16 protein-coding genes and 4 tRNA genes are annotated in these 20,155 nt (G+C 64.9%); 3 read left to right on the top strand and 17 right to left on the bottom strand.

All coding sequences use genetic code 11. The annotated features are described in order from the left end of the window. Positions 1-79: 79 nt before the first annotated feature. Entirely contained in the window at positions 80-625 is a 546-nt protein-coding gene (locus R9B85_RS20255; RefSeq protein WP_423770517.1) for a cytochrome b, read from the top strand. Here R9B85_RS20255 and R9B85_RS20250 read toward each other — a convergent pair. Then, the gene (locus tag R9B85_RS20250) at positions 616-1,509 is read right to left on the bottom strand and encodes a 1-aminocyclopropane-1-carboxylate deaminase/D-cysteine desulfhydrase (RefSeq protein ID WP_313853456.1); all 894 of its coding nucleotides are present in this window, start codon (positions 1,507-1,509) and stop codon (positions 616-618) included. The two genes, R9B85_RS20255 and R9B85_RS20250, sit on opposite strands and share 10 nt — an antisense overlap. 152 nt (positions 1,510-1,661) lie before the next feature. After that, complete coding sequence (locus R9B85_RS20245; protein ID WP_215521130.1) at positions 1,662-3,698, bottom strand: NADPH-dependent 2,4-dienoyl-CoA reductase; 2,037 nt, start codon at positions 3,696-3,698, stop codon at positions 1,662-1,664. A 193-nt stretch (positions 3,699-3,891) separates the two neighbouring features. On the opposite strand from R9B85_RS20245, the gene R9B85_RS20240 reads away from it, so the two are divergent. Together R9B85_RS20240 and R9B85_RS20235 are read left to right on the top strand one after the other, a co-directional pair. Beyond that, a complete protein-coding gene (locus R9B85_RS20240) occupies positions 3,892-5,010 on the top strand; it encodes a carbon-nitrogen hydrolase family protein (protein ID WP_252378828.1) in 1,119 nt (372 codons plus the stop codon). A gap of 4 nt (positions 5,011-5,014) precedes the next feature. Beyond that, positions 5,015-6,055 carry an AraC family transcriptional regulator gene (locus R9B85_RS20235; RefSeq protein ID WP_423770516.1) on the top strand — a complete coding sequence of 347 codons (1,041 nt, stop codon included), beginning with the start codon at positions 5,015-5,017 and terminating at the stop codon, positions 6,053-6,055. Positions 6,056-6,406: 351 nt separating this feature from the next. Here R9B85_RS20235 and R9B85_RS20230 read toward each other — a convergent pair whose 3' ends face one another. The 15 genes from R9B85_RS20230 to R9B85_RS20160 form a co-directional block, all read right to left on the bottom strand. Then, positions 6,407-7,246, bottom strand: coding sequence for a DUF2242 domain-containing protein (locus tag R9B85_RS20230; RefSeq protein WP_215521129.1), 840 nt, complete (start codon positions 7,244-7,246; stop codon positions 6,407-6,409). Between the two features lie 200 nt (positions 7,247-7,446). Beyond that, a tRNA-Asp gene (locus R9B85_RS20225) sits at positions 7,447-7,523 on the bottom strand. A gap of 142 nt (positions 7,524-7,665) precedes the next feature. Beyond that, positions 7,666-7,742, bottom strand: a tRNA-Asp gene (locus R9B85_RS20220). A 99-nt stretch (positions 7,743-7,841) separates the two neighbouring features. Next, positions 7,842-7,918 (bottom strand) — tRNA-Asp (locus R9B85_RS20215). Positions 7,919-7,984: 66 nt separating this feature from the next. Then, positions 7,985-8,060: transfer RNA gene (locus R9B85_RS20210), tRNA-Val, on the bottom strand. A gap of 238 nt (positions 8,061-8,298) precedes the next feature. Then, the gene (locus R9B85_RS20205; RefSeq protein ID WP_013971614.1) at positions 8,299-9,072 is read right to left on the bottom strand and encodes an SDR family oxidoreductase; all 774 of its coding nucleotides are present in this window, start codon (positions 9,070-9,072) and stop codon (positions 8,299-8,301) included. Further along, entirely contained in the window at positions 9,069-10,280 is a 1,212-nt protein-coding gene (locus R9B85_RS20200) for an O-succinylhomoserine sulfhydrylase (RefSeq protein WP_025338247.1), read from the bottom strand. The genes R9B85_RS20205 and R9B85_RS20200 overlap by 4 nt, the downstream gene beginning before the upstream one ends. A gap of 16 nt (positions 10,281-10,296) precedes the next feature. Then, a complete protein-coding gene (purF, locus tag R9B85_RS20195) occupies positions 10,297-11,802 on the bottom strand; it encodes an amidophosphoribosyltransferase (RefSeq protein ID WP_085625289.1) in 1,506 nt (501 codons plus the stop codon). Between the two features lie 42 nt (positions 11,803-11,844). Next, a complete protein-coding gene (locus tag R9B85_RS20190; RefSeq protein ID WP_013971612.1) occupies positions 11,845-12,402 on the bottom strand; it encodes a CvpA family protein in 558 nt (185 codons plus the stop codon). 198 nt (positions 12,403-12,600) lie between these two features. Continuing rightward, the gene (locus tag R9B85_RS20185; RefSeq protein WP_207879929.1) at positions 12,601-13,263 is read right to left on the bottom strand and encodes an SPOR domain-containing protein; all 663 of its coding nucleotides are present in this window, start codon (positions 13,261-13,263) and stop codon (positions 12,601-12,603) included. Next, a complete protein-coding gene (gene folC, locus R9B85_RS20180) occupies positions 13,247-14,554 on the bottom strand; it encodes a bifunctional tetrahydrofolate synthase/dihydrofolate synthase (RefSeq protein WP_112251851.1) in 1,308 nt (435 codons plus the stop codon). The genes R9B85_RS20185 and folC overlap by 17 nt, the downstream gene beginning before the upstream one ends. Beyond that, entirely contained in the window at positions 14,554-15,447 is an 894-nt protein-coding gene (gene accD, locus R9B85_RS20175) for an acetyl-CoA carboxylase, carboxyltransferase subunit beta (protein ID WP_013971609.1), read from the bottom strand. The genes folC and accD overlap by 1 nt, the downstream gene beginning before the upstream one ends. 222 nt (positions 15,448-15,669) lie before the next feature. Then, positions 15,670-16,290 carry a phosphoribosylanthranilate isomerase gene (locus tag R9B85_RS20170; RefSeq protein ID WP_025338242.1) on the bottom strand — a complete coding sequence of 207 codons (621 nt, stop codon included), beginning with the start codon at positions 16,288-16,290 and terminating at the stop codon, positions 15,670-15,672. Positions 16,291-16,351: 61 nt separating this feature from the next. Next, positions 16,352-17,209 carry a tRNA pseudouridine(38-40) synthase TruA gene (gene truA, locus R9B85_RS20165; RefSeq protein ID WP_085589219.1) on the bottom strand — a complete coding sequence of 286 codons (858 nt, stop codon included), beginning with the start codon at positions 17,207-17,209 and terminating at the stop codon, positions 16,352-16,354. Between the two features lie 195 nt (positions 17,210-17,404). After that, positions 17,405-20,104: a FimV/HubP family polar landmark protein gene (locus tag R9B85_RS20160; protein ID WP_112251852.1), complete on the bottom strand. Its 2,700-nt coding sequence runs from the start codon at positions 20,102-20,104 to the stop codon at positions 17,405-17,407. Positions 20,105-20,155 lie beyond the last annotated feature (51 nt).

Below are 20,155 nucleotides of genomic sequence, written 5' to 3'. Positions count from 1 at the left end.
TTTGTGCCCCCATAGCCATTACAGTACTACCTGAGCGCCAGCAAGAGCGCCATTCCGACCTGATGACGAGGACCGATCAATGGTTTCATCCACCTCCGCGACCCATTACGCGCGCCTGTCCATCGCCTTGCATTGGCTGATGCTGGTGCTGCTGGCCGCTGTCTATGCCCTTATCGAACTGCGTGGCCTGTTCCCCAAGGACAGCGTCGAACGCAACCTGATGAAGGACTTGCACTTCATGCTCGGGCTCAGCGTGTTCGTGCTGGTCTGGTTGCGCCTGGCCATCCGCCTGAGCCGCCCGACCCCACCCATCGTGCCCAAGCCTGCAGCTTGGCAGACCGGCCTGGCGCACCTGATGCACCTGGCGTTGTACCTGCTGATGGTCATCCTGCCGCTGGCCGGCTGGCTGATCCTCAGCGCCGCCGACAAGCCGGTGCCGTTCTTCGGCCTGGAGCTGCCGCACCTGATCGGCCCGAACCCGGACCAGGCCAAGTTCATCAAAGGCTGGCATGAACGCATCGGCAGCTGGGGCTACTGGCTGATCGGCCTGCACGCGGTGGCCGGCCTGTACCACCACTACATCAAGCGCGACAACACGCTGTTGCGCATGCTGCCCTACAAGTAACCGCGCCGGCCCTGCAGGCCGCCGGTGTGTACGAAGAGCAGACGGGTGCCGGGCGCGAACAGCCCGGCCTCGACCTGCTCACGCAGGGCCAGCAGGGCTTTGCCGGTGTACAGGGCTTCGAGCGGCACGCCGGTGTGCCGCTCGCAGTCGGCAACGAACGCCAGCAGCTCAGCGTCGAACTTGCCGAAACCGCCACGGCAGGCGTCGTGCAGCTGGTAGCCATGCGCACCGGCCAATGTCGCTACCGCCTCCGGTACACCATGGCTCCTGGGTACAGCCAATGCACCATGCACGACATGTGCGCCCGCCTCGGCCATTACCAGGCCGGCCAAGGTAGTCCCCGTTCCGCTGGCCAGCCACCAGGCGTCGTAGCCCGACCAGCCCAGTGCCGCGATCTGCGCTTGCGCCTGTTGCATGATCAGCGCGCAGCCCTGTGCTCCGGCCAGCCCGCCGCCCCCTTCGGGGATGCAGTGCCAACCCGGGTAGCGTGCCTGCCAGGGCTCCCAGAAACCCGCTTCGTTTCGTGCACGGTAGCCGCCATAGCCCAGCCAGTGCAGTTGCATGCCCAGCGCCTGCAGGTCACGCACGGTTGGCGTGTCCTGGGCGTGGCCACGCAGCAGGCCGGCGGTGGCGAAGCCGAAGCGCTTGCCAGCGGTTGCCAGGGCGTGCAGGTGGTTGGAATGGTTGCCGCCCAGGCTGATCAGGCCCGGGGCGTTGCTGGCGCTGGCCTGTTGCAGGTGGTGGCGAAGCTTGAACCACTTGTTGCCACTGATCAGCGGGTCGATCAGGTCCAGGCGCAGGATGGCGGCTGCGACCTTGGCTTGCTGCAGCCAGGGCAGGTTCAGGGGGTGCAATGGGGCTTGGGGAAGGTCGAGTGCAGGCATGGATCGCAGTTTACAGGGAAACCTTGGGAGCCCGTTACGCCCCTGTGGGAGCGGGTTCACCCGCGAACACCGGCAGAGCCGGTGCCATGCACCGCGTGCCCTTCTTCGCGGGTGAACCCGCTCCCACAGGGCCGCGCAGCGGCCCGGCGATCTCAGAGTTCAGCCGCCAATCTCGAACCCTGGTTGATCGCCCGCTTGGCATCCAGCTCGGCCGCCACATCAGCGCCACCGATCAAGTGCACCGACTGCCCCGTCGCCACAAGCCCGTCCTGCAGTTCGCGCAGCGGTTCCTGCCCGGCACAGATCACCACGTTGTCCACCGCCAGCATCTGCGGCTCGCCATCGGCCACGCGAATATGCAGGCCGGCATCGTCGATGCCCAGGTATTCGACGCTGTTGAGCATCTGCACCCGCTTGTTCTTCAACCCGGTACGGTGAATCCAGCCGGTAGTCTTGCCCAGGCCGTCACCCACCTTGGATTTCTTGCGCTGCAACAGGTACACCTGCCGCGCCGGGGCATGCGGCTCGGCCTTGATCCCGGCCACGCCACCGCGTGCCTGCAGGTGGGTGTCGATACCCCACTCCCTCCAGAACGCCTCACGGTCCTGGCTGGTGGCCACGCCCTGATGCACCAGGTACTCGGAAACGTCGAAGCCGATGCCACCCGCGCCAATTACCGCGACAGCCTTGCCCACCGGCTTGCGCTCGAGCAGCACGTCCAGGTAGCTGAGCACCTTGGCATGCTCGATACCGGGGATGGCCGGCGTGCGCGGGGCGATGCCGGTGGCCAGGATAATCTCGTCGTAGCCACCGTCCACCAGGGCCTGCACATCGACCCGGGTGTTCAGGCGCAGGTCCACGCCGGTGCTGGCGACCTTGTTGCGGAAGTAGCGCAGGGTTTCATGGAACTCTTCCTTGCCCGGCACCCGCTTGGCCACATTGAACTGGCCACCGATTTCGCTGGCGCTGTCGAACAAGGTCACCACGTGGCCACGCTCGGCCGCTACCGTAGCCGCTGCCAGGCCCGCCGGGCCGGCGCCGACCACGGCAATGCGCTTGACGGTGCGCACCGGCAGGTAGTTGAGCTCGGTCTCGTGGCAGGCACGCGGGTTGACCAGGCAACTGGTCAGCTTGCCGCCGAAAGTATGGTCCAGGCAGGCCTGGTTGCAGCCGATGCAGGTGTTGATCTCGTCGCCGCGGCCGGCAGCGGCCTTGTTGACGAAGTCCGGGTCGGCCAGGAAAGGCCGAGCCATCGAGACCATGTCGGCATCGCCCTCCGCCAGCACCGCCTCGGCAACTTCCGGGGTGTTGATGCGGTTGGTAGTGATCAGCGGAATGTTCACCACGCCACGCAGCTTGGCGGTGACCTTGCTGAATGCTGCCCGCGGCACCTTGGTGGCAATGGTCGGGATACGCGCTTCGTGCCAGCCGATGCCGGTATTGATCAAGGTCGCGCCGGCTTTCTCGATAGCCTTGGCCAGCAGCTCGATTTCATCCCAGGTGCTGCCGCCCTCGACCAGGTCGAGCATCGACAGGCGGAAGATGATGATGAAGTTCGGCCCTACCGCTTCGCGCACCCGGCTGACGATTTCCACCGCCAGGCGCATGCGGTTTTCATAGCTGCCGCCCCAGCGGTCGGTACGGTGGTTGGTGTGGGCGGCGAGGAACTGGTTGATGAAGTAGCCTTCCGAACCCATGATCTCGACGCCGTCGTAACCAGCGCGCTGGGCCAGCACTGCGCAATTGACGAAGTCGGCGATCTGCTTCTCGATACCCGCCTCGTCCAGTTCCTTGGGCTTGAACGGGTTGATCGGCGCCTGGATCGCGCTGGGCGCCACCTGGCGCGGGCTGTAGGCATAGCGCCCGGCATGCAGGATCTGCAGGCAGATCTTGCCACCGGCGGCATGCACGGCATCGGTGACGATACGATGCTTGTCGGCCTCTTCCTCGGTGCTGAGCTTGGCCGCGCCGGAATACACCCCGCCCTCATCGTTGGGTGCAATGCCGCCGGTGACCATCAGGCCGACGCCACCGCGGGCGCGCTCGGCAAAGTACGCCGCCATGCGCTCGAAGCCGCCCGGGCGCTCTTCGAGGCCAGTGTGCATCGAGCCCATCAGGGTGCGGTTGCGCAGGGTAGTGAAGCCCAGGTCGAGCGGGGCAAGCAGGTGCGGGTAGCGGTCGGCGGCCATGGAAGAAGGTCCCCAGGTGGCGTGATCACGGGATGCGGGCGCCGCACCGGCTGGCGGGCCCCGTCGTTTGTCTGCCTGCGACATTAAACAGCCGTTTGAATGGGCTCAATGATCGAAACTGACAAGTTATTGATCCTCGCGCACAGCGCGACTACCCTAGGAAACTCTCGTTTCCAAGGCGCTGTTCTGCTCCATGCGAAAACTCCTGGCAAGCGCCCTGGCGCTGGTGATGATCGCCGCCCTCTGCGGCTATGGCTTCTGGACGATGCAACGCCCGGAAGGCCACTACCTTTCCGATTTACGAATCGAACTGGCGCTCAACCATGGCGTGCCGGGCGAGCACGGCAACCTGCTGGGTATCGAGCCGGTGCTCTACCCTGGCGATTACCAGAACCTGCAACGCCTGCGTCGCAAGCTCGCGGCGTACCTGGAGCAGGCCCGCGCCCAAGGGCTGGTGGGCCCGCGCACGGTGGTGGTGCTACCGGAGCACATCGGTACCTGGCTGTGGGCGCGTGGGGAAAAGAACGAGTTGTACCAGGTCACGCAAAGCCGTGAAGCCCTGCAATGGCTGGAACTGAGCAACCCGCTGCGCTATGGCCTGGCCATGCTCCGTGCCGACGGGGACGACTGGCGCGCCGACGCGCACCTGCGCATGAAGGCCGAGCAGATGGCTGCGGACTACCAGCAACTGTTCGGTGGCCTGGCCAAGGAATTCAACGTCACTTTGGTAGCCGGCTCCATCGTGCTGCCCGCCCCCTACGTGAAACAGGGTGTGCTGCATGCCGGTAGCGGCCCGCTGTTCAACAGCAGCGTGGTGTTCGCCGGTGACGGCTCGCTGCTGGGCCAACCGCAACACCAGCAGTTCCCCGACAGCGAAATGCGCCGTTATGTGCAAGATGGCCGCCAGCACCCGCTGCAGGTATTGCAAACCCCTGCGGGGCGCCTGGGCGTACTGGTGGGCAGTGACAGCTGGTACCCGGAAAACCACCAGCAACTGGCACGACAGGCGGTACAACTGGTCGCCAACCCGGTGTTTCTAAGCGGCAAGGGCAGCTGGCAAGCGCCGTGGCGCGGCAATCGCCATCAGGATGCCAGCGCCGGGCTGGCCTTGCAGCGCGGCGAAGTCAGTGAACAGGCCGCCTGGCAACGCCTGACCGAGGCAGGCGGGGCCGGCGTCAGCAGCATGAGCGTGTTCATGCGCGGGCAGTTCTGGGAACAGGGTAGCGACGGCCAGGGCTTTGCCCGCCAGGCCGGCGAACTGCTGGCGGGAACGCCCAGCCCTGGCGCCCGCCTGTTGAACCTGTGGTTGTAGGCCAATGGCTCGCCCCCGTGTGCGCCTGGGCGACCTTTCGGTCGGCTTTGTCCAGCCGCTGAGCGAGTCCCTGCGCGAGCTCGGCCACGACCCGGAGCCGCTGCTGCAGCGCTATGGCCTGGACGCGGCACGCCTGGGCGAGGCCAATGCACGCTTGTCGATCCCGCGCTACATGCACCTGGGGCACGCCGCCATCGAACTGTGCGGCGAGGCTGCACTTGGCCTGCACATGGGGCGCCTGAGCCGCCTGGCGCATGCAGGCCTGGCCGGGGTCACCGCTGCGCAGGCGCCGAACCTGGGCGAGGCGGCACGCACCCTGTTGCGCTTCGAGCCCCTTTACGCCGCCAACTACCGCGGCCACTCCAGTTTTCAGGAAGATGCCCAGGGCGCCTGGCTACGCTTCTACTCCATCAGCCCCTACAACGCCTACAACCGTTTCGTGGTCGATTCGCTACTCGCCGGCTGGCTTGCCCAGCTCGCCGACCTGGTCGGTACGGCGGTGCAGGCCGAACATATGGATATCGAGTTCACCGCACCCGCCTACGCCGCGCGCTACCAACCACTATGTAGCGCAACCGTGCAGTTCGCGGCCGACGCCAACCAGCTGCGCCTGAGCCGTGCCACGCTGCAACTGGCCAACCCCAGGCACTGCCCGAGCACCTGGCAGCACCTGCTGCAGTTGTGCGAAACGGAGATGCTGCAACGCACGCGCGTACGCAGCCTGGGTGAGCGCATCACCCATCTGCTGGGCCCGTTGCTCAATGGTGGCCGTGAACCGGACCTGGAAGAAGTGGCGCTGCACCTGCAGCTGCCAACCTGGACCTTGCGCCGCAAACTGGCCGAGGAAGGCACGCGCTTTCGCGACCTGCTCAACGAAACACGGCGCGACCTCGCCGAGACCTATATCCGCGATACGGAGCTGGCCTTCGGCGAAATTGCCTATCTGCTGGGGTTTGCATCGGCCGAGGCCTTCCAGCGCGCCTTCAAGCGCTGGACGGGCCTTACACCGGGGGAGTTCCGCCGCAGCCAGCGGCGGGTAGGCTAGAGCTCGGTAGCGTCGTCAGCCGGCTCCGGGGTGTCCAGTTCATAAGCCTGGAATTCGAGAAGCTCTTCCTGATATTCGTCCATAGCCCTGCGTCCTCTCATCTCATGATCTTTATCGGTGTCGCCTTCAACCTAAGCAGGTGGAGTGAAGGAATGATGACAAGCTTATGAGTGGTAAACGTAGCAGGTGTTCAAGAAGTTATCAGCGGGTGTCTGTAACAGGGGATGTGCACTGGCTGCGCCGGCCTCTTCGCGGGTAAACCCGCTCCCACAGGTACTGCGCAGTTCTCAACCTCTGCGCAGTACCTGTGGGAGCGGGTTTACCCGCGAAGAGGCCGGTACAGGCAAGCCATCAAAGTGCGGGGGCCGCGGTCTCGTCGGCCTCGGCAGGCTGGGCTTGCTGCTGTACTTCAATAGGTGCCGCCTCCGCTGGCGGGGCCACCGGTTGCGAGCCCTGGCTGTCATCCACCACCGGTGCCGCTACTGCCTCGCTGGCTGGGGTGACGGCAGCCGGGGCGGGCGCCGCTTCAACCAAAGGTGCCGCTGTCGGGGCCGGTGCCACCGGCGCCGCCGCAGCCTGCTCCGGGAGCCCCAGGGCAGCCGCCGGCGCTTCGACCTTCGGCGCGGGCTGCTCGACCTTGGTCTTGCTCTGCTGTTCAGGCCTGGGCTTTGGCAGGTAGCTCTCCACCAGGGCGAAATAACGGTCATAGAACTGCGCCGCCGTCACCGTCTCGCTGGCCACTTTGACCATCGAGTCGTCGCTGGAGCCGATCGGCATCGACACCGATCCCAGTACACCAACGCCCAGGCTGGCGGAGGTATTGGACTTTTTCAGGGCGTAGCGGTCCTGCAGGGCGTTGGCGAACATGGTCGAACGCTGCTCGTCGCTCACATCCGGCGCACAGGTGACGTTGAAGCTGATCTGCAGGTGGTTCTCGCTGTTCTGCTGGAAGCTCTTGTTGCCCACTACCTGGTTGGCGCCGCTGCTGGTGATGATGTAGCCCTGGCTGAGCAAGGCGCGCCGGGCGGCCTCGCAGGAGCCGGCATCGGTCACCGGGAAGCTGCGCGAGAAGGTGCCCGAGTCATCGAAGTTCTCGTGCTCGTAGACGGCGGTTTTTTTCGAGGAACAACCGGTCACGCCCGCCAGCACCAGGGCCAGCCCGAGCGCACCAAAGACGGAAGATCTGGTCATTGCGAATTCCGGGTAAGTCGAGAAGGTGCCTATTGTGCAACACAGCAGGCAGGCACAGGAACCGCTGATCGGTGAAGAGTCTGTCAGGTTCGTGTAAATCTGGGTCAACGGCGGCAATTGCCAAGCGCAAAAACGAAAAAAGCGACCCGAAGGTCGCTTTCTCGTGGCTTCGAGGCGTTCAAGGGGCCTCGAGGCGAAGATGGCGCAGCGGACGGGACTCGAACCCGCGACCCCCGGCGTGACAGGCCGGTATTCTAACCGACTGAACTACCGCTGCGTATCATTCAGGCTTGCGCCCGATTGAAACCTGGGTCTACCCATTCGGCGCGATGGCCTCAGGGCAGGCACAAAAAAAAGCGATAACATGATCGCTTCTCTTGTGTTTGCTTCAAGGTGTTCAAGGGACCTTGAAACGAAGATGGCGCAGCGGACGGGACTCGAACCCGCGACCCCCGGCGTGACAGGCCGGTATTCTAACCGACTGAACTACCGCTGCGTATCGTTCAGGCTTTCGCCCGATTGAAACTGGGATCAGCCCAAGGCGTTTTACCTTGTGGCTTCAGACCGGTGCCAGGCACCCATCTGTACTGAAAAATGGCGCAGCGGACGGGACTCGAACCCGCGACCCCCGGCGTGACAGGCCGGTATTCTAACCGACTGAACTACCGCTGCGCAGTGCGTTCCTCTCTGGCTATCGGCTTCTTGCGAAACCTGAAGCACCAGGAACATCTCAGGAAGTGGTGGGTGATGACGGGATCGAACCGCCGACCCTCTGCTTGTAAGGCAGATGCTCTCCCGGCTGAGCTAATCACCCTCGCGATGTTGCTTGTTGCGTTTGCTTCGCTGAGGCCGCGAAATTTACGCAGATGGCGAAGCTAAGTCAATAGCCCCGTTGGATTTTTTTCAAAAAAGCAAAAGCGGTGTGGTTGTCTGTGCCGGCCTCTTCGCGGGTAAACCCGCTCCCACAGGTACTGCACAGGTCTTGAGAACTGTGCAGTACCTGTGGGAGCGGGTTTACCCGCGAAGAGGCCGGTACAGGATATGCAGAATGCTCAGGTGTAGATCATCTTGCGGGTCATGCCGCCATCGACCACGAACTCCTGGCCGGTGACGAACGCTGCTTGCCGAGACAACAACCAGGCCACCATGGCCGCAACGTCTTCCACCGTCCCTACCCTGCCCGTCGGGTGCTGGGCATGGTCCGCCTCGGTCAACGGCTCGGCACGGCGCTGCGACGGATCACGGGCATCGATCCAGCCCGGGCTCACCGCATTGACGCGGATCTCCGGGCCCAGGCTCATGGCCAGTGCATGGGTCAAGGCCACCAGGCCGCCCTTGCTCGCCGCGTAGGCCTCGGTATCGGGCTCGGACTGCCGCGCCCGGGTGGAGGTGAGATTGACGATCGCCCCATTGTGCGCACGCAGGTACGGCGCACAATGCTTGGCCAGCAGCATCGGGCCATTGAGGTTGACCGCCAGCACTCGGTTCCACTGCGCCAGGCTCAGGCTTTCCAGGGTCTGGTTGTGCGGGTTGGCGATGGCCGCATTGCACACCAGCGCGTCCAGGCGGCCAAACTGCCCCAGCACCTCGGACACCCCCGCGCTGACCTGGGCCTCATCGGCAACGTCCATGGTGATGAACCAGGCATTGTCGCCCAGGGCCTTGGCCGCCTTGGCGCCGCGCTGGCGATCGAGGTCACTGAGCACCACCTGCCAGCCTTCGCAGATCAACCACGCGGCAATGCCCAGGCCGATGCCGCGCGCGGCACCGGTCACCAGGGCTACCCGGCCGTTATGGCCGGGCGTACCGCCGCGGATTTCAATCACAGGGCAGCCAACCCGCGCGCCAGGTCGGCCTGCAGATCGGCCACATCTTCCAGGCCCACGGCAACGCGGATCAGGCTGTCGCGGATACCGGCGGCTTCACGCTCCTGCGGCGTCAGGCGGCCGTGGGAGGTGGTGGCCGGGTGGGCGATGGTGGTCTTGCTGTCACCCAGGTTGGTGGTGATGGAAATCACCCGGGTAGCGTCGATGAAGCGCCAGGCGCCCTCTTTGCCACCCTTGACCTCGAAGCTGACCACCGCACCAAAGCCACTCATCTGGCGCTTGGCCAGTTCGTGCTGCGGGTGGCTCGGCAGGCCGGCATAGTGCACCTTCTCCACGCCCTCCTGCTGCTCCAGCCATTCGGCCAGTACCTGGGCGCTTTCGCAGTGCGCACGCATGCGCAGGCGCAAGGTTTCCAGGCCCTTGGTGAAGATCCAGGCGTTGAACGGGCTGAGGGTCGGGCCTGCGGTACGCAGGAAACCCACCACTTCTTTCATCTGCTCGGCACGGCCGGCAACCACGCCACCCATGCAGCGGCCCTGGCCGTCGATGAACTTGGTGGCCGAGTGGAACACGATGTCGGCCCCCAGTTTCAAAGGCTGCTGCAGCGCCGGGGTGCTGAAGCAGTTGTCCACCACCAGCATGGCACCATGGGCATGGGCGATTTCGCTGAGCGCGGTGATATCGACCAGCTCGGCCAGCGGGTTGGACGGCGACTCGACGATCAGCAGCTTGGTATTGGCCTTGATGGCCTTTTCCCAGCCAGCGAGATCGACCAGTGGCACATAGTCCACCTGCACGCCAAAGCGCTTGAAGTACTTCTCGAACAGGCTGATGGTCGAGCCGAAGACGCTCTGCGAAACCAGCACATGGTCACCGGCACTGCACAACGACATCACTACGGCAAGGATCGCCGCCATGCCGGTGGAGGTGCCCACGGCCTGCTCGGCGCCTTCCATGGCCGCCAGGCGCTCCTCGAAGGCACGCACAGACGGGTTGGTGTAGCGCGAATAGACGTTGCCCGGCGTTTCGCCGGCAAAGCGTGCGGCCGCGTCGGCAGCCGTGCGGAACACATAGCTGGAGGTCAGGAACAGCGCTTCGCTGTGCTCGGCCTCCGGTGTACGGTTTTGACCGGCGCGCACCGCCAGGGTGTCGAAGCCGACACCCTCGAGGTCACTGTCCAGTCGCCCGGCATCCCATTGATCCGTCATGCCGTCGCTCCCGAAATCAGTTGTTGTAGAGGTCGATGATCGCACTGACCGCCTGGTTCTTGACCTTGGCCAGGTCGTTACGAGCCTGCTCGATACGGTCAAGGTAGGCTTCGTCGATATCGCCGGTGACGTACTCACCGTTGAATACCGCGCAATCGAAGTGGTCGATCTTGATCTTGCCGCCGCCGACCGAGTCGATCAGGTCCGGCAGGTCCTGGTAGACCAGCCAGTCGGCGCCAATCAACTCGGCCACTTGTTCGGTGGTACGGTTGTGGGCGATCAGTTCGTGAACACTCGGCATGTCGATGCCGTAGACGTTGGGGTAGCGCACCGCAGGCGCTGCGGAGCAGAAGTAGACGTTCTTGGCGCCGGCTTCGCGGGCCATCTGGATGATCTGCTTGCAAGTGGTGCCACGCACGATCGAGTCGTCCACCAGCATCACGTTCTTGCCGCGGAACTCCAGCTCGATGGCGTTGAGCTTCTGGCGTACCGATTTCTTGCGCGCGGCCTGGCCGGGCATGATGAAGGTACGGCCGATGTAGCGGTTCTTGACGAAACCTTCGCGGAACTTCACGCCCAGGCGGTTGGCCAGCTCCAGGGCCGCGGTGCGGCTGGTGTCCGGGATCGGGATGACCACGTCGATGTCGTGCTCGGGGCGCTCGCGCATGATCTTGTCGGCCAGTTTTTCACCCATGCGCAGACGGGCCTTGTACACCGACACGCCATCCATGATCGAGTCCGGGCGGGCCAGGTAGACATGCTCGAAGATGCACGGCTGCAGCTTCGGTGCTTCGGCGCACTGCTTGGTATACAGCTGACCTTCTTCGGTGATGTACACCGCTTCGCCCGGCGCCAGGTCGCGGATCAGGGTGAAGCCGAGCACGTCCAGGGCCACGCTTTCCGAGGCGATCATGTATTCCACGCCTTCGTCGGTGTGACGCTGGCCGAACACCACCGGGCGGATGCCGTTGGGGTCACGGAAACCGACGATGCCGTAGCCGGTGATCATCGCCACCACGGCGTAACCGCCGACACAGCGGCTATGCACGTGGGAAACCGCGGCGAACACGTCTTCTTCGGTCGGCTGCAGCTTGCCACGCACCGCCAGCTCATGGGCGAACACGTTCAGCAGGACTTCCGAGTCGGAGTTGGTGTTGACGTGGCGCAGGTCGGACTCGTAGATCTCCTTGGCCAGCTGTTCGACGTTGGTCAGGTTGCCGTTGTGTGCCAGGGTGATGCCGTACGGCGAGTTGACGTAGAACGGCTGGGCCTCGGCCGAGGTAGAGCTGCCCGCGGTCGGGTAGCGCACGTGGCCGATGCCGATGCTGCCGACCAGGCGCTGCATGTGGCGCTGCTGGAACACGTCGCGCACCAGGCCATTATCCTTGCGCAGGAACAACCGGCCGTCATGGCTGGTCACGATACCGGCAGCGTCCTGGCCGCGATGCTGGAGGACCGTAAGCGCGTCATACAGCGCCTGATTGACGTTCGACTTACCGACGATACCGACGATGCCACACATGCGACGCAACCCCTACTTTGACGAAACTTGAGTGAATAGCGCTCAGGGCTTTGCCGGCCCGAGCAACTGTTCCTTGAACGGAAGATCAGCTGGAGTGCCGATCAGCCCACTGGGTGTCCACTGGCCGGTAAAACCCAGGATCAGGTTTTTCGACCAGTCGGCGACCAAGAGAAATTGTGGTATCAGGCGTGATTCCTGCCACCAGGTGTCCTGTTGAACCGGCCCCAGGCTGATCAGCCCGATGGCCACCACCACCAGCAAGGCCCCGCGCGCGGCGCCGAAGGCCATGCCCAGGAAACGATCGGTACCGGACAGCCCGGTCACGCGGATCAGCTCGCCGATGAGGAAGTTGATCATGGCCCCCACCAGCAAGGTGGCGACAAAAAGAATGGCGCAGCCGGCGATGACGCGCATCGACGGTGTCTGGATGTAGCTTTCAAGATACACCGAGAGCGAACCGCCGAACATCCAGGCAACCGCACCGGCAATGATCCAGATGAGCAAGGACAAGGCTTCCTTGACGAAGCCGCGCTTGAGACTGATCAGTGTGGAGACGGCGATGATCGCGATGATCGCCCAATCGACCAAGGTAAATGCCACGGTGCTGCCTGCAGACGTTTGAGGCGGCGCATTTTAACAGAGCGGTGGGGGGTTGGGTAAGCGGAATGTCAGGTGGATTGGTGCTGGATCATTCGCGGGTAAACCCGCTCCCACAGGTGATGTGCAAACCCTGCCATTGCGCGCTCCCTGTGGGAGCGGGTTCACCCGCGAATGGGCGGCAAAGCCGCCCCAGGGATATCAGCTGCGCTCAGGCTGGAAGCGCACCACAAAGCCCTTGAGGCTGTTCTGGCGATTGATCGCGTCACGTACGCGTTCGGCCTCGGCACGCTCGATCAGCGGCCCTACGTAAACGCGGTTCATGCCACCGGCCGAGCGGATATAGGCGTTGTAACCCTGGCTACGCAAGGTTTGCTGCAGTTTCTCGGCCCCGGCACGGTTGGACAGGCTGGCCAACTGGATGGACCAACTGACCGGCAGGCCATTGACGTCGATCTTCGACGGCGCGGCCGGCTTGGCTGCCGGCTGAGGCTCGACCTTGGACACGGGCGCCTGCGGCTTGGCGGGCTGGGCCTGTGCCTGCGCCTGTGCCTGCACCTGAGGCTGGGTCTGAGGTGAGGGTGTAATCGGCTGGCTGGGCGTGCTCGCCGGCGCGGTGGACTCGTCCACCACCACCGGTGGCTGTTGCGGCTCTTGCGCAATAGCCTGCGGCTCCGGCACGGCGACCGGCTCCACCTTCACTTCCGGCAGGCTTGGCATGGCCGGCGCCTGCGGGGCCTCGACGCGCACCTGACGCATCTCGTCCTCGCGGGTGAACAGCATCGGCAGGAAAATCACCGCCAGCGCCACCAGCACCAACGCACCGACCATGCGCTGTTTCATCCCTTTATCCAGCACTGCCATCTACTCCACCCTCCTGGGCGTGCCGCTCCAGCCATTCCAGTGCCTGGGCAACACAGAAAAACGAACCGAACAGCAAGATCTGGTCATCCGCCGTTGCCTGCGCGCACTGCCCTTCAAGGGCAGCGTCGACGCTGGCATAAGACTTCACCGCGGCGCCGACGTTCGTCAAGGCCGTGGCCAGCTCCGCAGCCGGGCGGCTGCGCGGGGTATCCAGCGGCGCCACCGCCCAGTCGTGAATCAGGCCCTGCAACGGCGCGACAACACCGTCCAGGTCCTTGTCGGCGAGCAGGCCGAACACCGCCAGGCGGCGCCCCTTGAGCGGCCGAGCCGCCAGGCGCCGGGCCAGGTATTGCGCAGCATGCGGGTTGTGCCCCACATCCAGCAACAGCTCCACCGGCTTGCCCTGCCAGCTCAGCAGGCGGCGGTCGAGGCGGCCAGTGATGCGCGTAGCCAACAACGCCTGGCGAATCTGCCCGGCGTCCCAGGGCAGGCCCATCAGCAGGTAGGCCTGCAGGGCCAGCGTGGCGTTTTCCATGGGCAGGTCAAGCAAAGGCAGGTCACGCAGCTCTACCTGCGCACCATCAGCCGTAATACCGCGCCAGATCCAGCTGCCATCGGCACTGGCCAGGTCGAAGTCACGCCCGCGCAGGAACAGCGGCGCGGCCAGTTCGGCAGCCTTGTCCAGCAACGGCTGCGGCGGATCCAGGTCACCGCACAGTGCCGGCTTGCCCTGACGGAAGATGCCGGCCTTCTCGAAAGCCACCAGCTCGCGGGTATCCCCCAGGTAATCGACATGATCGACGCCGATACTGGTCACCAGGGCCAGGTCGGCATCCACCACGTTCACGGTGTCCAGGCGGCCACCAAGGCCCACTTCCAGCACCACGGCATCCAGCTGCGACTGGTAGAACAACCAGAAAGCGGCCAGGGTACCCATCTCGAAGTAGGTCAGGGAAATTTCGCCCCGCGCCGCCTCGACGGCGGCGAAGGCATCGCACAGGCGCTCATCGCTGGCCTCTTGGCCATCGATCAGCACCCGCTCGTTGTAACGCAACAGGTGCGGCGAGCTGTACACGCCGACCTTGAGCCCCTGGGCACGCAGCAGCGAGGCCACGAAGGCGCAGGTCGAGCCCTTGCCGTTGGTGCCGGTTACCGTCACCACGCGTGGCGCCAGCTTACCCAGCGCCAACCGGGCCAGCACCTTCTGCGACCGCTCCAGGCCCATGTCGATGGCCGAGGGGTGCAACTGCTCGAGGTAGGCGAGCCATTCGCCCAGGGATCGTTGTTTCATCACGCGACGGCAGCCGCCTCACGCGCTTGCTCCGGGGTTTCCTGGCCGGTCATCTGCGCCAGCAGGCGGGCCAGACGCGGGCGCAGCTCGCCACGGGAGATAATCAGGTCGATGGCGCCGTGCTCCAGCAGGAACTCGCTGCGCTGGAAGCCTTCCGGCAGCTTCTCGCGCACAGTCTGCTCGATAACGCGCGGGCCGGCGAAGCCGATCAGCGCCTTCGGCTCGCCGACGATCACATCACCGAGCATGGCCAGGCTGGCGGAAACACCACCGTACACAGGGTCGGTCAGTACCGAGATGAACGGGATGCCTTCTTCGCGCAGGCGCGCCAGCACGGCCGAGGTCTTGGCCATCTGCATCAGCGAAATCAGCGCTTCCTGCATGCGTGCACCGCCCGAGGCGGAGAAGCAGACCATCGGGCAGCGGTGCTCCAGGGCATAGTTGGCCGCGCGCACGAAGCGCTCGCCGACGATGGCACCCATGGAGCCACCCATGAACGAGAACTCGAAGGCGCTGACCACGATCGGCATGCCCATCAGGGTACCGCTCATGGAAATCAGGGCGTCTTTCTCGCCAGTCTGCTTCTGCGCGCCTGCCAGGCGGTCCTTGTACTTCTTGCCATCACGGAACTTCAGGCGGTCGACCGGCTCCAGGTCGGCGCCCAGCTCGGCACGGCCGTCGGCGTCGAGGAAGATATCGATGCGCGCACGTGCGCCGATGCGCATGTGATGGTTGCACTTGGGGCAGACATCCAGGGTCTTTTCCAGCTCCGGACGATACAGCACGGCCTCGCAGGCCGGGCACTTGTGCCACAGGCCTTCAGGCACCGAGCTCTTCTTCACCTCGGAACGCATGATCGAAGGGATCAGTTTGTCGACTAACCAGTTGCTCATGCTTTCTTTCTCCAGTATTGGCAGGCGTGGGCCGGTGTCGCCGGCCCTACCCTGCCCTTGAGCTCAAAATCTTTCATGAAACGATGATGGACCGGCCGCCAGGACTTCCAGCGCGCCACCCCACCGCTAATGTGTTGTCTTGCCGCCACAGGCGCAGGCGGCTGCCCCGCAGGGCTGCGAAAGCTATGGACGATGGCGCGCAGCCAGCCGTCACATCTGCTATCACGCCTGTTTCACCGCACGCATGAATGCCTCGATCTTCGCCGCGTCCTTGATGCCCTTGGCTTGCTCCACGCCGCCACTGACATCCACCGCGTACGGCCGCACCTGGGCGATGGCCTGGCCGACATTGTCGGCAGACAGCCCGCCTGCCAGGATGATCGGCTTGCTCAGGCGCGCCGGCACCAGCGACCAGTCGAACGCTTCACCGGTGCCTCCGGGTACGCCCGGCACATAGGTATCCAGCAGAATGCCGCGGGCACCAGCGTAAAGCTGGCAGGCCGCCTCCAGGTCGTCGCCCGGGCGCACGCGCAGGGCCTTGATCCAGGGGCGGTGGTAGCCTTCGCAGTCCTGCGGGGTTTCGTCGCCGTGGAACTGTAGCAGGTCCAGCGGAACCACTTCGAGGATCTCGTTCAGCTCGCAGCGCGAAGCATTGACGAACAACCCGACCGTGGTCACGAACGGCGGCAGCTCGGCGATGATCGCCCGCGCCTGGCGCACATCCACGGCGCGCGGGCTCTTGGCATAGAAGACCAAGCCGATGGCATCGGCCCCCGCCTCGGCAGCGGCCAGTGCGTCTTCGATGCGGGTAATCCCGCAGATCTTGCTGCGAACATTGCTCATGGACAGCGAACCCTGCTTGTTACGGTGAAAGGCCGGATGTTAGCAAATGACTTTTCGCCCGTCAGTCTGCCAATGCCTCGTAGCCGGTCAAAAAGTGCGGGCCGATGTAACGCTTGGGCAGTGCGTATTCCTCGGGGTACTCCACCTGCACCAGGTAGAGCCCGTACGGGTGCGCCGTGACCCCGCCTTCGCGGCGGTTGCGCCCCTCCAGCACCTCGCGCGCCCAGGTGACCGGGCGCTCGCCGGCACCGATGGCCATCAGTACACCGGCAATGTTACGCACCATGTGGTGCAGGAAAGCCGTGGCGCGCACATCCAGCACGATCATCTGGCCATGGCGGGTGACGCGCAGGTGGTAGATGTGCTTGATCGGCGACTTGGCCTGGCACTGGCTGGCGCGGAAGGCACTGAAGTCATGGGTACCCAGCAGGTACTGCGCGGCTTCGGCCATGCGCTCGACATCCAGCGGGCGGTGGTTCCAGGTCACCTCCTCGGCCAGGTGCGCCGGGCGGATCGGGTCGTTGTAGATGACGTAGCGGTAACGCCGGGCGCAGGCCTTGAAGCGGGCATGGAAGTCGGCCGGCATCGGTCGCGACCAGACCACGCTGATGTCATGGGGCAGGTTGAAGTTGGTGCCCATGGTCCAGGCGCGTTCGTCGCGCACGGCGCGGGTGTCGAAGTGCACGATCTGCCCGCAGCCATGCACGCCGGCGTCGGTGCGCCCGGCGCAGATTACCGAGATCGGCTCGTTGGCCACCTTGGACAACGCCTGCTCCAGGGCCTGCTGGACACTGGGCACGCCACTGGCCTGGCGCTGCCAGCCACGGTAGCGCGCGCCTTTGTATTCCACGCCCAGGGCGATGCGGGAGTAGCCTTCGGCCGCGGACTCGGCGGCGGTGTCGATGATGTCCAAGAGCATGAAACCTGTGGGGGTGTACGGAATGGCGGGGATTATAACGACAACGGCAGCCGTGTAGGGCTGCCGCTGAATGTGTGTCGCGCTTGAGGGCCTCTTCGCGGGTAAACCCGCTCCCACAGGGGCCCCACAGATTTCAGATCCTGTGAGTCACCTGTGGGAGCGGGTTTACCCGCGAAGAGGCCGGTACAGACAACCTCAGACCAGTCGGGAGAGCATGTCCTCGGCTTCCTGACGCTGACTGTCATCGCCATCCTTGACCACTTCATCGAGGATGTCGCGTGCACCCTGGTTGTCGCCCATGTCGATATAGGCGCGGGCCAGGTCAAGCTTGGTGGCCACTTCGTCGCTGCCGGAGAAGAAGTCGAAGTCCAGGTCGTCCAGTGGTTCAGGCTCCGGCTGGGCAGCCGCGTCCTCGCTGGTGAAGTGCGGCTCCAGCGACGGCGATTCGAGGCTCTGCGACAGCTTGTCCAGCTCTGCGTTGACGTCGTTCAGCTCCGAGGCAAAGCTCTTGGCTGCCGGCGAATCGTCTTCCAGCGACAGCGAAAGATCGAAGTCGGACGGCAGGTCGAACTCGGAAAGCGGGTCGAATGCTGGCTCGCTGTCGAAGGCAGCCAGCTCGGCAGCGACATCCACCGGGGTTTCGTCGACTGCAGCCGGGGCGGCCGGGGCAACCGGTTCGCTGACGTCGAGGTCGAAGTCGGACAGGTCCACAGCGGGCTGTGTATCGGCCTGAGCCAGCATGGCCTCGAACTCGGCGTCGGCGTCAGCCTGCAGCTCGGCATCCACGGCAAACGGCTCGTCTTCCGGCTGAGCCGCTTCCAGCACCGGTTCATCCAGTACCGGCTCGTCGACGACAGGTTGTTGGGCCAGCGATTCGTCCAGCAGCGGCGCTGCCAGCGGGTCTTGCTCGGGCAGCTCGTCACCCAGGCTCAGGTCGAAGGCACTGTCCAGGTCCTGCTCGTCCGGCGCATCGAGGGTCGGCACTTCATCGAAGGCATCCAGCTCAGCATCCAGATCAACTTCCGGCTCGAGCACTGCCTCAGGTTCGGCTTCGGCAACGGCCTCTGGTTCAACCGCCACCTCTGGCTCGGGCGCCATGTCGGCAATCACTGGCGTTTCAGGCTGATCCTGCAGCAGTTCCTGCACGTACTGCTCATCCATCTCGGCAGCCAGGGCTGCCGCGCCCAGGCCGGCAGCGGCCAGGCCGAGCATGGCCGGGTAGCGCTCTTTCAGCCCGGCAACCGCTGCACTGTTCTGCTCGCTGGCCGGCAGCTTGCGCTCCTGCTCGGCGAACGCGCTCTGGTCACCCTGGCGGGCATACACATCCATCAGTTTCAGGCGCAGGTCGTCACGCTGCGGCGCGGCCGCCACGGCAGGCTCCAGCAGGTCGGTAGCGCGGTTCAGGCGGCCTTCGGCCACGCATTGCTCGACCTCAGCCAGCAGCGCGGCGTAGGGGTCGGCTTGCGGCTCAGGCTGCACTTCGACGGCGGGTACCGATGTTTTTTCCGCGGCGGTAGCGGCGGCTGCCGAAGCGGCGACCACAGCCGGCGACAAGGTCACACTCGGAGCCGAGACCTCGACACCATCGAGGCTTGCGCTGTCGCTGTCGAAGCCTGCGCCCTGCTCTTCTTCCAGCGCCCGCGCCATGCGCAGGTGCTTTTCCGCCTCCTGCTGAGCCTTGCGCTTGCGCGCCAGCAACAGCAACAGAAGCAGCAGTACGAGGAAGGCACTACCGGCAATCAGCCCGAGCAGCAGCGGGTTGCCCATGATTTCATCGACCGCGCTGCCAGGCTCGCCAGCAGGTGCGGCCTCGGCGGCAGGCACCGGCTTGGGTGCGGTATCGACAGCGGCAGGAGCCGGCTTGACGACCGGTTGGGCCGGCGCAGCCGCCCCTTGGGTTTCAAGCCGGGCCAACTGGTTGTTCTTCAGCTCGATCAGACGCTGCAGCTTGTCCAACTGGCTCTGCAGGTCGGCCATGCGGCTCTTGAGCTCTTCGTTGTCGCGACGGCTGGTGTCCAGGCTTTCCTGGGCCACCGCCAGTTTGTCGTTGAGGGCCTTGGCCTGGTCGGCACCAGCCTGGTTGCCCGGGCTGACCAGGCGCAGGTTGTCGCCCTGGGCTATACGTGCCGGCGCTGCCTCGGCGGCACCGCGACGGGTGGCGTCCAGCTGGCGGGCACGCGGGCCCAGGCGGCGGCCTTCCCGCCAGGCGGCATACTGCTCGGCCACCTCGGCGGTCGCCTCGCCCTGCGGGATGTTCTGGATCTGCTGCTGGTCGGGCAGGCGCAGCACCTGGCCAACCTTCAGCTGGTTGATGTTGTTGCCGATGAAGGCGTCCGGGTTCAGCGCCTGGATCGCGATCATGGTCTGCTGGATCGAGCCGCCCTGTGCATTGCGCGCGGCAATCTGCCACAAGGTGTCGCGGCGCTGGGTGGTGTAACTGCCGGCAGCGGTCACCGCTGGCGCCACATTGGCTGCCGCAGGCTTGTCGCCCTGGGCCTTGGCCTGATCGAGCAGCACGCTGTAGTCACGCAGCAGGCGGCCCTGCGGCCACATTACCTGGACCAGGAACTTTACCACCGGCTCAGGCAGCGGCTGGCTGGAGGTAACCCGCAGCACGCTCTTGCCGTTGGGGTTGATCACCGGCGTGAAGGTGAGGTCTTCGAGGTATGTCGGCAGTGCCACCCCGGCCTTGCTGAACTCTTCCGGTGGCGCCAGGCTCGGTGCCACTTCGGCGGCGGTGAGGTCGCGCACGTCGAGCAGCTCGATCTCGGCGTCCAGGGGCTGGTTCTGTGCCGACTTGAGGGTCAGCTCCCCCAGGCCCAGGGCATTCGCCATGCCCGACGACAGCGCCGATGCTGCAGCCATGGCCAGAACCAGTTTGCGAATTCGAAGCATGACCTCTTCCCTTGTATGAAGCGTCCTGAAACCTGCATGCGGAGCAGGACA

This window comes from Pseudomonas sp. NLJ1, assembly GCF_049486705.1.
Taxonomy (GTDB): Bacteria; Pseudomonadota; Gammaproteobacteria; order Pseudomonadales; family Pseudomonadaceae; genus Aquipseudomonas; species Aquipseudomonas inefficax.
Note: the sequence above shows the minus strand (reverse complement) of the source record. Positions and strands in the feature narration are given on the sequence as shown.